Origin of the sequence: Rhabdobacter roseus (assembly GCF_014202275.1) — a bacterium.
GTDB classification, from domain to species: Bacteria; Bacteroidota; Bacteroidia; order Cytophagales; family Spirosomataceae; genus Rhabdobacter; species Rhabdobacter roseus.
Genome location: NZ_JACHGF010000007.1, coordinates 256174 through 268000 on the forward strand (window position 1 = coordinate 256174; position 11827 = coordinate 268000).

An 11827-nucleotide genomic window follows, 5' to 3' on the forward strand; every position below is an offset into this window, starting at 1 on the left:
GTAACTTTTTTGAAGGTAAATGCGTTGTAAAGAAGTCTTCGGGGGCTTCGGTTAGTCCTCGATTTTTATTAGATTTGCTAATCAAACGGAAATTTGACTGTTATGCAAACCCAGATAGAAACCGAGGTTGAAATTCTTGAAGAAACCATTGAAACGGAAGTAAAATCGCTGGTAGTATTCAATGACGAAGTGAATACCTTCGATTGGGTAATTCAGACGTTGATCGAAGTATGTGAGCACGGCCCCGAGCAAGCGGAGCAATGTACGCTGATTATACACTTTAAGGGAAAATGTTCGGTAAAGGAGGGAGAGTTTGAAAAACTGGCACCCATGCGTAACGAAATTTGCCGGAGGGGTATTTCTGCCGAAATTCTTTGAATTAACCCGAACGCCTTACTTTTTTAGTGCCTATGAATTATCCATCCCGGCTCATTGAGGATGCTGTAAATGAAATAGCGAAGCTACCTGGTATTGGAAAAAAAACCGCCCTACGGCTGGCTTTGCACTTACTCAAGCGCGACGAAGAACAAACCCGGGCCCTTTCGGATGCCCTTTTGTCTATGCGCACCCAAACCCAGTTTTGCCGCCAATGCCACAATATCGCCGACGGCGAGCTTTGTGCCATTTGTAGCAGTACCAAGCGCGACGCTTCCCTGATTTGCGTAGTAGTAGATACCCGCGACGTGCTGGCCATCGAAAATACCAGCCAATACCACGGCCACTACCACGTACTGGGCGGGATCATCTCCCCGCTGGAAGGGATTGGCCCCGCCGATCTGCACATTGAGTCCCTGGTGCGGCGTTTGCAGCAAGCCTCCGAGCAGGAGCCCGTTCGGGAGATTATCCTGGCGCTGAGCCCTACCATGGAAGGCGATACGACGGCTTTTTATTTACAAAAAAAACTTAAACCTACCGGAGTAAAAGTAAGTACCATCGCCAGGGGTATCCCCATCGGTGGTGACCTTGAATACGCCGACGAGATCACCCTCGGGCGCAGTATCGTGAGCCGGGTGGCTTACGATTGATTATCGTTTTTCCTAACCTTCAAGTACTATGAACCGTACCGAATTTTTACGTACGTTAGCGGGCACAACCCTGGCCGTGGGTGCCTTTGCCAGCCAAAGTTCCTGCCAGAGCTCTTCCAAAGAAACGGGCCTGATGGCTCCCTATTCCCAGGCTCCCCTACCCTACGATTTTGCGGCCCTTGAGCCTAGCATCGACAAGGAAACCATGGAAATACACTACGGCAAGCACCATGCTACCTACGTGAGCAAGCTCAACGACGCGATCAAAGGTACCGAGTACGAGAAAATGTCGCTGGATGATATCATGAAAAAAGCCGGCAACGCCCCTGATGCCGTTCGTAACAACGGCGGCGGGCACTGGAACCATACGTTTTTCTGGGAAGTAATGGGCCCACAAAAGGGAGGTACCCCCGGCGGAGCCCTGGCCGAAGCCATCAACGGGCAGTTTGGCTCTTTTGACCAATTTAAAGAAGCCTTCGGCAAAGAAGCCAGCGGCCGCTTTGGCTCCGGATGGGCCTGGCTGGTGGTACAGAACGGCAAACTGGCCGTTGGCTCAACCCCTAACCAGGACAATCCCCTCATGGATGCGGTTGATCTGAAAGGTACCCCCGTTTTAGGGCTCGACGTATGGGAACATGCGTATTACCTCAAGTACCAGAACAAACGTCCCGACTACATCGGGGCTTTCTGGGACGTAGTGAACTGGGACAAAGTGGCCGAGAAATTTGATAAGGTAAAGTCCTGATGGGCTGCTTCCAGGTACTTTAAAAAAAAGAAAACCCTCGTCGCTGCTGACGAGGGTTTTCTTTTTTTTAAAGTACCTACGAATGCTTCCGGATCAGGTACTAGTTGCAATAGTCACTGATCACTTTATAGGCAGGCGTGTAGCCTAGCTCACCGGCTTTGCTGAGGTCCAGGCAGCCGCCGTTGACATCGCCCAGGCTATGCTTGACAATCCCCCGCACGTAAAAGGCTTCGGAATGCCCGGCTTTGAGCTTAATGGCACTGCTGCAATCCAGGATGGCCCCCATTTGATCGCCCGTGGCCGACTTCACCAGCCCCCGCGAAAAGTAGGCGTCCGAGTAGGTAGGGTCAAGCTCCACGGCGCTATTCATGTCCTGGATGGCCCCTTTGGCATCGCCACTTTTGCTTTTACTCAACCCCCGGATAAAGTAGGCCTCGGCGCGCTCTTGCGACAGCGGGTTAATCTTCACCTGCTCTTGTACCTGCCCGCGCAGGGCGTCCAGCACACTACGGTTAATGGGCCCCATGTACACAATCTTCTTTGGATCAGTCGTATACGAATTATTAATTTCTACCGCTCTGGTTAAGTCCAGGATCGCGCCCCGCTGGTCGCCCAGCTTGCTCTTGGCAAAGCCCCGCCCGTAGTACGACTCATAGCTGTTGGGATTTACCTGCAATGCCTTGTCGTAGTCGGCAATGGCCCCGCTGAAGTCATCTACCTTGGCTTTGGCGAAGCCCCGGTATCCGTAGGCCAAGCCGTCTTCAGGATTCAGCTCGATGGCCTTGGTGTAATCGCCGATAGCGCCTTTGTAGTCGCCCAGTTTAATTTTTGCGTAGGCCCGCCCGGCATAAGCGCCCGAGCGCTTCGGGTTCAGGTCAATTACCCGCGAAAAATCCGCCAGGCAACCGGCGTAATCCTCCAGTTGTTGCTTGCTGCTACCGCGGGCGTACAAGGCCAGCACGTCATTCGGATCCAGCGTAGTAGCCTTGTTAAAATCTTCCATGGCTCCCCGCTGGTTGTCCAGCTTGGCGCGGCTTACGCCCCGGTTGTAGTACGACTTGGCATCGTCGGGGTTTAGCTCAATAGCCCGGGTATAATCCTGAACCGCCGAGCGGTGATCGTCCTGCATACTTTTGCTGACGCCCCGGCTTTGGTAGTATACCGCTTCTTTGGAATTTATTTCAATGGCCCGATCGTAATCGATGATGGCCCCCCGGTGGTCCTTGAGGTTGGCCTTGGCTAGTCCGCGGTTAAAAAAACTGGGGGCGTGGTCGGGATTCATGGCCACTACGGCACTGTACGATTGCAAAGCACCGGCAAAATCACCCGCCCGCGCCTTGGTATTGCCTTCATCAAAATACTCAGCCGCTGAACGCTGAGCCTGCACCGGGTTTGCAATACCCACCCACAAAGTTGGAATGGTAATACTAAGCACTAGTAAAAACTTTTTCATGAAAAATTCGAGGAGGATGGTTATAGAAAACGGATTTTAAGGAAATAGACCTTAAAATTATTCAAATTCAGATGCCGGGACAAAGGTTCTTGGATTAATTTTTCGCTGACTCAACTAGTTGTCAATTCTTTACCGGCCAAATTCACTCACGCCATGCCAGTTAGGTTTCCTCTGAGCCACGTACGGGCAAATATCGGCCCGGCTCCTGCGTTAAAATAGGAGTAGCTAAGAACCCGCAGCCGAACCCCAACCGACCAGGCATACCCTTACTAAAAAACTATTTAATGAGTACAAACGCGCAAATCACCAAATAAGTACCTGTATCATAACTCCTTAAGGCCTTATCGTCACCTCTGGCAGGCCGCTGTATGGAGAAAAGTCATTTGGGAATGAAGCCACGTTTGCTTAGTTTGTCACGCTAAACCCTGATTCGACCTATGAACTTTGAAGATTTTTCGTTTGATCCTGAGGATGATTTCGATGCTCAGGGAGGCAGCCGCCAGCCCGGCGAAAGGCGGGACCGGGATGAAGTGTTTAGTTTGCCGATCATGAAAAAAGCCAAGGATATCTACCAAATCACGCGGGCCCTGGTGGAGCTGATCGACGAAGAGAAGGACGAATTCATGACCCGCCAGTTTATGCTGGAAAATGCGTCCCTGCTGGCCTCCAAAATTGCCGGTGCCGAAGGAGGAAATTTGTACTCACTCCGCATGGAAAACGCCGTCATCATCAAGCTCAACGCCCGCGAGCTCCTAACGCAGACGTCGGTACTGCTCATGGAAGAAAACGTGAATAAAGAGTACGTGGACCTGCTTCGGCAGGCCATCGAAGAGTTCCGGCTTCTCTTTATTGATTGGGTAAGTACCTTTGATAAGGGGAACGATATTCCCGATGGCTGGGGGAATCTTTTCGGTTGATGGGCCGAAACAATTCCCTTTTCCACCGATAGTGGTACCTTTGTTGTGTTCACTTTTTAGCTTACTACCATGAAACTAAACGGAAAAATCATACTCGTAGCGCTGCTGGCCATTTTGGCTTTTACGGCCTTGTATTATAGCTTCAAGACCGAAACCCAAAACGAAACGGCCACCCCTGCTACTTCCGATGAGTTTGCCGCCCTTCCGGCCAGCCAGGCGCTCAACCTGCCCGGCCTAACGGATCTTCAGGGGCAACCGGCGGCGCTGGAAACCAATAAGCTGGTTTTCCTGAACCTCTGGGCCACCTGGTGCGGCCCCTGCAACACCGAGATGCCCAGCATTCAGGCGCTGTACGAAAAGTACAAGAGCCATCCCAAAATGGCTTTTTACATCGTGTCCGACGAGGATGCCGGTACGGTGCAGCCTTTTATTGAGCGCAAAGGCTACCAACTACCTTTCTACCGCTTCGCCGGGAACTACCCCGCCGAGCTGAACGGTAACGCTATTCCCCGTACGTACCTCCTCCGCGACGGCAAAGTGATTGCCCAGGAAGTAGGAGCCGTACGCTGGGACGATCCGCAGGTGGTCACTTTTATTGAAGAACAACTCAAAACCCTCTAGAGAAGTAAAAGTACCTGCCGCTCTCCGGACTCAAAGTACCTGGCGAGTTGGCTTGGGGTACTTTGGCTTGGAACAGAGGTACTTGAAAGTTTATTAACACAAAAGGCCAGGCACTAAGCCTGACCTTTCTTTTTGTCTTTCGCCGCAATACCTGTTGCGTTCATCAGATACCTAGTTCACGTAGGTAATCAACCATGGTGTAGGGTCTACGTTTGCGTACCAATACCGCCGCCGTACTCACTGCTAACGCCACTGGGAATAACCATAATGCTCTTTTCATACCATTTTTTCGTTGAATAATTAAATTTTAATAGGAATAGGCTAATAGCAGTGCATTAATGCGAATTTTCGCTATATATTTCTAACGCAGAAATACCCGTTTTGTTCCATATTATTCCTTTTATTTTCATAAAATTTAGTTACCGAAAAACAAAGCCCAGGTGAGCCCAAGCAGGTGATGTACCAAAGTACCTGCGCTGGTACCTTACTGCTAAGTACCCTGGGGTAGCTACCCGCAAGTACCTAAGGGCAAGCCTAATCACCGCAGGGTGAGTCAGAAAGTGGGAGAATTCAGGACGATCAAAGGGAAGATCGTAGGTGGCGGAGGTAGCTGGGGGTACGAAGCAAGCGGCTGCCATACCAGCTAAACAGCTCGCCATCCACCAGCTTTACGCTGGCGTGCGGGCAGATCTGTCGGAGCTCGGTCAGGTGCTTTTCTTTAAACGGATAAGGCTCCGAAGACAGAAAAACAACCTCCGGCTGGGCCTGCCGCAGCTCTTCGGCCGTGCACGTGGGGTAGCGCTGCTGCTGGGCAAACGCGTTCGTAAAGCCCGCTTTTTCGAGCAGGTGATGAATAAAGGTGTCAGCGGCGGCCACCATCCAGGGCTTTCGCCAGATCAGGTAGGCCACGCGGCGGCGCTGAAGCTGGCTGATCTGCTCGCTGGCCAGCTCGGCGAAGCGTTCTTCTATTTTGGAGGCAATCCAGTGCGCGCTGGCTTCTTTATCCACCAAAGTACCCAGGGCCCGCATCATCTGACCGGCGGCGGGGAGGTCGCGGACGTCGGAGGTCCACACCGGGAAATCCCGGCGCAGCTGCTCGATAGCCTCCTGCGTGTTTTCTTCCTTATTGCCAATGATCAGGTCCGGCGCGAGCGCCCGTACCAAGGCCAGATCCACGTCTTTGGTACCGCCTACCACGGCTTTGTGACGCACCTTCGACTCCGGATACCGGCAGTACTTCGTCAGGCCAACTACCTCGGCGTTCAGGCCCAGGTCAAAGAGCAGCTCGGTTTGGGAAGGCACCAGCGACACCACGCGCTGGGGAGGTACTTCCAGGTAGATGTCGTGGCCGGTCTGGTCGGTAAAGGTCTGCATACGGAGGTACTTTGAAAGGACGAAACGGAAGCCTGAAAGGTACTTCGCCCGCCCGTTGTGATAGGAAAACGAGGGGCGGGCGAAGTTATTTACCTACTATTTGATGTACCGGAAATCCTCGTTGCCTTGCAGGCGCAGCAGCGTTTCGTACATGAGCTTAATCACGTTCTGGACGTCTTCCTTGTGTACCATTTCCACGGTGGTGTGCATGTACTTCAGCGGCAGCGAGATCAGCGCCGAAGCAATGCCCTCCGTCGAGTACGCAAAGGCGTCGGTGTCGGTACCGGTGGAGCGGCTCACGGCCTGGCGCTGGTAGGGAAACTTTTGGTCTTCGGCTACCTGAATGAGCAGGTCGCGGACGTTGTTTTGCACCGCCGGGCCGTAGCAAATCACCGGGCCACCGCCGCAGCGCAGGTCGCCCTGCTCCTTTTTATTGTACATCGGCGACTGCGTGTCGTGCGTCACGTCGGTACAGATGGCCAGGTCGGGCTTCAGGCGGCGCGAGATCATCTCGGCCCCGCGCAGGCCTATTTCTTCCTGCACGGCATTCACCACGTATAGCGTGTAGGGTAATTTCACCTTATTTTCGTGCAGCTGGCGAGCTACTTCCGCAATCATGAAGCCGCCCATGCGGTTGTCGAGCGCCCGGCCTACGTAGTAGCGGCCGTTCATTTCGGTGAGGCCGTCGGCAAAGGTAGCCACGGTACCTACGTGGATTCCCATCTCAAGTACCTCGTCTTTTTTGCTGGCTCCCACGTCGATGAAGAGCTCATGTACCTTAGGTACCTGGTCTTTGGCAATGTCGCGCACGTGAATGGCCGGCCAGCCAAATACCCCCGGCACGGTACCCTTGCCGGTGTGCAGGTTTACGCGCATGGAGGGCGCAATGGCCGCGTCGGAGCCGCCGTTGCGGCGCACGTAGATGAAGCCGTCGTCGGAAATGTAATTGACGAACCAGGAAATTTCGTCGGAGTGGGCCTCGATCACAACCTTGTAGGGCTGGTCGGGATTGATGACGCCCACCACCGAGCCGTACACGTCCACGATGGTTTCGTCGATGTAAGGTTTGAGGTAATCCAGCCAAATCTGCTGGCCCGACGACTCGAAGCCCGTCGGGGAGGCGTTGTTGAGGTACTTATAAAGGAACTCTTTACTTTGATCGGCCATAACGCGTAATACAGATTAAATGGTTTTTACAAATAACCATTTTTCTGTCGAAGAATTCAACCCAAGGTACCTGCCGGGGGTACTTATTCGCCAAAGTACCCTCGGCAGGTACCTTGCCTAGCGCCAACCCGCGCCCCGCGCCGAGAAGTGGTAGGTAAGGCCCAAGGTACCAAAGTTGATCAGCGAAAAATTATATATATCGTCGGTATTAGCTCCACCTTCCAAGATCCGGTAGCCTACTTTTACCGCCAGGCTTGGGCGAATAAGGTAATTGACGCCCCCAAAGAAATCAAAGGCCCGGCCCTGGTCAAAGGGTGGACGCGCCAGGCCGTCGCCTTCTAGCACCACGCCCAGCCGCTGGGTTGGCAGCCAGTTGAGGTATACATTCAGCAACGGAACCACACCAAGGTTGTCGTAGGCGGTGGTACGTTCGCCCTGCTGGAGCCGGATCTGGGCCTGCCGCACCAGACCCGACACCCCCGCCCCAAAGCGTAGGCGCTCCCGCCGCACAAAGTCGTAGCGGTAGGTGAGCCGGTAGGTATTGAAGAGGTACCTGGTGCGTAAATCGGGATTGGGGCTGAAGCTCACGCCGTTGAACTGAATGGGCGTGGACAGAGTACTCCGGGCCTGGGCGTCGAGCTTGAGCGGCGCGGCCGTAACAAATACCGAGTGGCGGTCGTTGAACAAGTACCCTATCTTGCCCCGGAAGTAGGGCACGGCTTTTACCTCAAAATCAAGCCCGAAGGCGTTGAACTCAGTACCGCCGGAGCTAGGTATCCGGACGTCATTATAAGGCCCCTTGAAGGCGCCACCGCCCTCCAAGTCCAGAATTAGCTGGGCTTGGGCCGAAGAGAAAGTACCTACTCCATATAGCAAGAGCGGCAGGAAAGTACGCAGGTAGTGTTTCATGGATTTTTTATAAAAAATGAGTACCAATTTTTGATGAAAGTATTTCACAAAAGATCGTACCCAACTACCTTTACATGGCTTTTGGCCAAAGAAATTATTTTGTTCCAGACCCGCTAAGTACCCTCTAACAACAATTTTTGGGCTCGGCTTTGGAATTGAAAAGGCTTCCTCCAATATTTACCTAAAAAATAGAGTACGCCATGCAGTATACCCCCATAGAGAAACGAAGCGGGCTGACCCGCGAAGAGTTTCTGGAAAACTACCTGAAGCCGCGCCGTCCGGTTATTTTTACCGACCTGATTAAAGATTGGCCCGCCACCGAAAAATGGACGTTTGACTGGTTTCGTAAGCACCACGGCGACCTGGAAGTACCCCTGGTTGATAACCACATCCACGACCCCGACAAGTACTTTCAAAACGCAGCCACCATGCCCTTTGGCGAGTACCTCTCGCTGATCGAGGCCGGCCCGACGGACCTGCGTATCTTTCTCTTCGATATTTTCAAGAAGATCCCTGAGCTAGCCAACGACATCCGCTTCCCGACCATCATGGATGGCTTTGTAAAAAACTACAAGTTCATGTTCTTTGGCGGGCAAAACTCCGAGGTGAACCTGCACTACGACATGGACTGCTCGCACGTATTTTTGTCGCAGTTCCAGACCCGTAAAAAAATCATCATCTTCCCGCCGGAGGAAAGCGTACGGTTGTACCAGCACCCCTTCACGGTGATGAGCCACGTACACCCGCTTAACCCCGACCTGGATCGTTTCCCGGCCTTCAAAAAAGCGAACGGCTACGAGGGTATCCTGGAGCACGGCGAGACGATCTTCATCCCCTCGCTTTGGTGGCATTACATCAAGTACATCGACGGCGGTTTTGGCCTCGCCCTGCGCGCCAACGACTCGGTGTTCACCCTCCTCAAAGGCGGCATGAACCTGGCCCGCCACACCGTGGTAGACAAAGGCATGAACTCCCTGCTGGGCCCGCGCTGGAAAAAATGGAAGGAAGACAAAGCCGTAGAAAGAGCCGAATCCGCGCTGGTGTAGGTACTTTGTATTTTCATAAAAATTGTAAACGGGGTAGTTGGTGTTCAAAGCCAGCTACCCTTTTTTTGGCTGGATGAAAGTACTTCGCCACGGTTGGCTTTCAGCTGACGTATTTGACTAGACATTTAACACCAGCCACGGAAGTACCTATGCCCAAATCCAGAGCCGTCCCTTTTAGCTTTTATGCCTTTTTTCTGTTGCTCGTGCTGCCTTTTTCAGGAAACGGCCAAAACAAACTAAAGAAGTACCTTAAAACGGGAACCAACCCCATTGCTACCCTGTCGTTAGACAGCCTCAATGGTTTACATTCCCTCCAAAAGGCGATTGGCAACGCCCGGATTGTCATGCTGGGAGAGCAGGCTCACGGTGATGGAACTACCTTTCTGGCCAAGACCAAACTCATCAAGTACTTACACGAGCAGATGGGTTTCACCATGTTAGCCTTTGAAAGTGATTTCTTTGCTCTGACCGAAGGCTGGGAAAACACAGATAAAAATCCGGAATCGATCGGCCATTTTTTTAAAGAAAACCTGTACCCCATTTGGGCCTATAGCGAAGAGTGTGGTACCTTACTGTACGAGTACATACCGGCTTCTTATAAAACGGACCGGCCCTTAAAAATAGCAGGGGTCGATAATCAACTGCACGGAAAATACACGACCGATTCGCTCAAACAATCCATTAACCACCTGCTTTCTTCAAACGGAGTAGCGTATTCTCATTCAGATGATTATAGATCTTTTTTCTTGCCTTTTATAGATCAACTATGGCCGCTTAATTTCAAGACAACCAGCTATTTGGATAGCCTCGTTAAGACTGATTTTACCAAGCAACTTGAAAAATTTCAAGCTGCGGTTGAGGCCATCAATCAGGAACTACCCGTTGAGTCTCAAACGTCGGTTTCTTTTATTGCTTTGCAAAATTTAAAACAATTTGCAGGAGAGATGTATCATTACAGTAGCAAGGTTTCTCACAACGTGCGGGACAAACAAATGGCTAAGAATTTACAATGGCTGGTTCAGGAAAAGTACCCTACCGAAAAGATCATCGTCTGGGCCGCCAACACCCACATCATGAAGAAAGGCGAAAGTTCGTTTAAAAATCCGGCTTTGAATTTAGCCTCGATGGGCGGGTACTTTACCCAGGGTAGTACCCTAGAAAAACAAACGTACATTTTGGGTTTTACCTCCCAGTTCGGACAAACCCAAACGGCCCTGAAAGCAGCGCAGGGAATGTCGCCCACGCTGCTAAAAAAAAGCAAAAGGTACCAGTTCGAAAATTGGATACATAAAGATGTCGAGTACGCTTTTGTTGACCTTCGGGCCTTCAAAGCCAAGTACCCTGCCTTCCAACGTTTTTTTAAGCTAAAGGCCAGGGGCCACAGTAGTATAGCGGCCCGCTGGACGGAAATGTTTGATGGTATTTTTTATATAAAGGAAATGCAACCGAGTCATTTTTTGAAGCCAAAGCATTTTTGAAATCAAGTACCTCCAGCAACGGCAAAAGATTAAGCGCGGACTAGCACATACCCCCGCGCCTTTTCCAGCAACTCCTCCTTTTCCTCCAAAGTCAGCGCGAGGGGTAGTTGCGCCAGCCCGATGAGCCGCCGGATGATCTCAGCCCCGCAAAAGGCCTTACAAAGTACTAAATCAAATTCTGCTCCCGGCAGGTACCCCTCCAGCGCTTCTTGGAGGGTACTTTCGGGCTGCTGCGCCAGGTGCAGGTGGGCCAGCAGCACGCCCAGGTCAAACTCCGCCCGGCCCAGGTACCCAAACTCCGGGTCGATCACCTTGGGCCCGCTGGCCGTGTGGAGCCAGCTGCCGGGGTAGTAGTCGCCGTGCAGGAGCGTGGAGCCGGAGCCCAGGTAGCTATCGGCCAGCGCTTGTACTTTTTGGTGTAAGGCTTCGTCTTGCTGGTAGCGCCGCGCCACCGCCGCCAGGCCCGGCTGGACGTCGTCCAGGTTCAGGCCGTTGTCGGGCAGGTAGGGGTACTTGAACATGTGCTCGGCATTAAGCTGCCGGAGGGTTTGGTTGGGCGGAAAACCGGCCGTAGCCGCCTCGGTTTGGCTATGGAGTTGCTTCAGGAAAGTGACCAAAGTACCCAGCACCTCAGGATCCAGTACCTGGTCTTTCTGGTACAAAAAGGTGTAGTCGGTAGCCTGGCCCAGGTCCTCGATCATCAGTAAGAAATCCGGCGCGCTGTATTCCAGGAGCTGCGGAAGGTACGGCCGCAGCGCGGGTACTTTATTGGCTTGCTGAAAAAAGCGCGCTTCCACGGCGGCCCGCTCCACGGGGGCGTCGAGCTGGGGGTACTTTTCGACCCACGACCGGGCCTGCTTGATGATGAACGACCGCGCCTCGGTTTTGACCCGCAGCACGTAGTTCATGTTGCCCTCGCCGGGTTTTTGTACCCAAAGTACCGACTCGTACGGCTCGATCCAGCCGCGGTCGTGGAGGAATTCCTGAAGGCTCGGTTCGTCCTGTGCGTCCAGAAAAAAGGTACGGGGAAATTCTTTTTGAAAACGTTCTTTTTTATTCAACATAACGAGTAAAATTCTGACTCCAAGTACC

The 11827-nt window shown here is 52.5% G+C and carries 12 protein-coding genes; 7 read left to right on the forward strand and 5 right to left on the reverse strand.

Features of this window, described 5'->3' with window-relative positions; translation table 11 throughout:
- Nucleotides 1-102: 102 nt before the first annotated feature.
- The 3 genes from HNQ92_RS20220 to HNQ92_RS20230 are packed head-to-tail and all read left to right on the forward strand — an operon-like array spanning nt 103 to nt 1770.
- The gene (locus HNQ92_RS20220; RefSeq protein WP_184176637.1) at nt 103-378 is read left to right on the forward strand and encodes an ATP-dependent Clp protease adaptor ClpS; all 276 of its coding nucleotides are present in this window, start codon (nt 103-105) and stop codon (nt 376-378) included.
- A gap of 32 nt (nt 379-410) precedes the next feature.
- A complete protein-coding gene (gene recR / locus HNQ92_RS20225) occupies nt 411-1025 on the forward strand; it encodes a recombination mediator RecR (RefSeq protein ID WP_184176639.1) in 615 nt (204 codons plus the stop codon).
- A gap of 28 nt (nt 1026-1053) precedes the next feature.
- Nucleotides 1054-1770 (forward strand): superoxide dismutase, encoded by a 717-nt coding sequence (locus HNQ92_RS20230; RefSeq protein ID WP_281380768.1) that lies wholly within the window; start codon nt 1054-1056, stop codon nt 1768-1770.
- 100 nt (nt 1771-1870) lie between these two features.
- Here the strand turns inward: HNQ92_RS20230 and HNQ92_RS20235 are convergent, their stop codons facing one another.
- Nucleotides 1871-3223 carry a tetratricopeptide repeat protein gene (locus tag HNQ92_RS20235; RefSeq protein WP_184176641.1) on the reverse strand — a complete coding sequence of 451 codons (1353 nt, stop codon included), beginning with the start codon at nt 3221-3223 and terminating at the stop codon, nt 1871-1873.
- Between the two features lie 437 nt (nt 3224-3660).
- Between HNQ92_RS20235 and HNQ92_RS20240 the strand changes: the two genes are divergently transcribed.
- Complete coding sequence (locus HNQ92_RS20240; protein ID WP_184176643.1) at nt 3661-4140, forward strand: hypothetical protein; 480 nt, start codon at nt 3661-3663, stop codon at nt 4138-4140.
- 69 nt (nt 4141-4209) lie between these two features.
- Entirely contained in the window at nt 4210-4761 is a 552-nt protein-coding gene (locus HNQ92_RS20245) for a TlpA family protein disulfide reductase (protein ID WP_246440501.1), read from the forward strand.
- Between the two features lie 579 nt (nt 4762-5340).
- On the opposite strand, the gene HNQ92_RS20250 is transcribed toward HNQ92_RS20245, so the two are convergent.
- From HNQ92_RS20250 to HNQ92_RS20260, 3 genes are all read right to left on the reverse strand, one after another.
- A complete protein-coding gene (locus tag HNQ92_RS20250) occupies nt 5341-6135 on the reverse strand; it encodes a helical backbone metal receptor (RefSeq protein ID WP_184176645.1) in 795 nt (264 codons plus the stop codon).
- Nucleotides 6136-6231: 96 nt separating this feature from the next.
- On the reverse strand, nt 6232-7302 hold the full coding sequence (locus HNQ92_RS20255) for a M42 family metallopeptidase (RefSeq protein ID WP_184176647.1): 1071 nt from the start codon (nt 7300-7302) through the stop codon (nt 6232-6234).
- A gap of 117 nt (nt 7303-7419) precedes the next feature.
- A complete protein-coding gene (locus HNQ92_RS20260) occupies nt 7420-8211 on the reverse strand; it encodes a hypothetical protein (RefSeq protein WP_184176649.1) in 792 nt (263 codons plus the stop codon).
- Nucleotides 8212-8411: 200 nt separating this feature from the next.
- Between HNQ92_RS20260 and HNQ92_RS20265 the strand changes: the two genes are divergently transcribed.
- Nucleotides 8412-9257, forward strand: a complete 846-nt coding sequence (locus tag HNQ92_RS20265; protein ID WP_184176651.1) for a cupin-like domain-containing protein — start codon at nt 8412-8414, stop codon at nt 9255-9257.
- Nucleotides 9258-9406: 149 nt separating this feature from the next.
- The gene (locus tag HNQ92_RS20270) at nt 9407-10735 is read left to right on the forward strand and encodes an erythromycin esterase family protein (RefSeq protein WP_184176653.1); all 1329 of its coding nucleotides are present in this window, start codon (nt 9407-9409) and stop codon (nt 10733-10735) included.
- Between the two features lie 29 nt (nt 10736-10764).
- On the opposite strand, the gene HNQ92_RS20275 is transcribed toward HNQ92_RS20270, so the two are convergent.
- On the reverse strand, nt 10765-11799 hold the full coding sequence (locus HNQ92_RS20275) for a phosphotransferase (protein ID WP_221307499.1): 1035 nt from the start codon (nt 11797-11799) through the stop codon (nt 10765-10767).
- Between the last annotated feature and the right edge of the window lie 28 nt (nt 11800-11827).

What these genes read in the sequence shown, in the direction of transcription:
- HNQ92_RS20220 (WP_184176637.1), top strand. Translation starts at nt 103, where the DNA reads ATGCAAACCCAGATAGAAACCGAGGTTGAAATTCTTGAAGAAACCATT.
- recR (WP_184176639.1), top strand. Translation starts at nt 411, where the DNA reads ATGAATTATCCATCCCGGCTCATTGAGGATGCTGTAAATGAAATAGCG.
- HNQ92_RS20230 (WP_281380768.1), top strand. Translation starts at nt 1,054, where the DNA reads ATGAACCGTACCGAATTTTTACGTACGTTAGCGGGCACAACCCTGGCC.
- HNQ92_RS20235 (WP_184176641.1), bottom strand. Translation starts at nt 3,223, where the DNA reads ATGAAAAAGTTTTTACTAGTGCTTAGTATTACCATTCCAACTTTGTGG.
- HNQ92_RS20240 (WP_184176643.1), top strand. Translation starts at nt 3,661, where the DNA reads ATGAACTTTGAAGATTTTTCGTTTGATCCTGAGGATGATTTCGATGCT.
- HNQ92_RS20245 (WP_246440501.1), top strand. Translation starts at nt 4,210, where the DNA reads ATGAAACTAAACGGAAAAATCATACTCGTAGCGCTGCTGGCCATTTTG.
- HNQ92_RS20250 (WP_184176645.1), bottom strand. Translation starts at nt 6,135, where the DNA reads ATGCAGACCTTTACCGACCAGACCGGCCACGACATCTACCTGGAAGTA.
- HNQ92_RS20255 (WP_184176647.1), bottom strand. Translation starts at nt 7,302, where the DNA reads ATGGCCGATCAAAGTAAAGAGTTCCTTTATAAGTACCTCAACAACGCC.
- HNQ92_RS20260 (WP_184176649.1), bottom strand. Translation starts at nt 8,211, where the DNA reads ATGAAACACTACCTGCGTACTTTCCTGCCGCTCTTGCTATATGGAGTA.
- HNQ92_RS20265 (WP_184176651.1), top strand. Translation starts at nt 8,412, where the DNA reads ATGCAGTATACCCCCATAGAGAAACGAAGCGGGCTGACCCGCGAAGAG.
- HNQ92_RS20270 (WP_184176653.1), top strand. Translation starts at nt 9,407, where the DNA reads ATGCCCAAATCCAGAGCCGTCCCTTTTAGCTTTTATGCCTTTTTTCTG.
- HNQ92_RS20275 (WP_221307499.1), bottom strand. Translation starts at nt 11,799, where the DNA reads ATGTTGAATAAAAAAGAACGTTTTCAAAAAGAATTTCCCCGTACCTTT.